Source organism: Rhodococcus cerastii (assembly GCF_033042195.1).
Classification (GTDB): Bacteria; Actinomycetota; Actinomycetes; order Mycobacteriales; family Mycobacteriaceae; genus Rhodococcoides.
In genome coordinates, this window is sequence record NZ_JAWLKF010000048.1 from 1 (window position 1) to 519 (window position 519).

At 69.2% G+C, this 519-nt stretch carries 1 protein-coding gene; it reads left to right on the forward strand.

Annotated features, from left to right (window positions below):
* Positions 1 to 138: 138 nt before the first annotated feature.
* Positions 139 to 519, forward strand: a 381-nt coding sequence (locus R3P93_RS24545) for a helix-turn-helix domain-containing protein (RefSeq protein ID WP_394855354.1), incomplete at its 3' end; no start/stop codon positions are given.

The following is a 519-nucleotide window of genomic DNA, read 5'->3' on the forward strand; positions in this document are numbered from 1 at the left end:
CGACCGCACCCCGCGATGTCGTCACGTCCAGCTCGCGACACAGGTCGGCGAACTCCGCCGACGCATACTGGGCGGGCTCAACCGGTCGATGCAACACCTCGATCACGGAGGTGTGCGATGGGATACAGCAACAAGCAGATGTCTCAGGCGCCGGTGGGTGCCAGGCGGCAGTGGGCGGCGGACAGGGCATTGCGACCTCCGATGCGTTCACCGGGCCGGCCGGAGCCCTCTCGTACGGTGCAGCGGGACTTCTGGCGGCGGATCGCATCGGGAGTGACGACGGTCGAGGCCGCGGAGGCCGTCGGCGTGTCATGGCCGGTCGGGTGCCGTTGGTTCCGTCACGCTGGCGGCATGCCACCGATCAGCCTGGACGAGCCCACGGGCCGCTACCTGTCGTTCGCCGAGCGTGAGGAGATCGCGCTACTACGCGCCCAGGATGTTGGGGTCCGCGAGATCGCCCGCAGGATCGGACGTGTCCCGGGAACGATCTCACGCGAACTGCGCCGCAACGCGGCGACC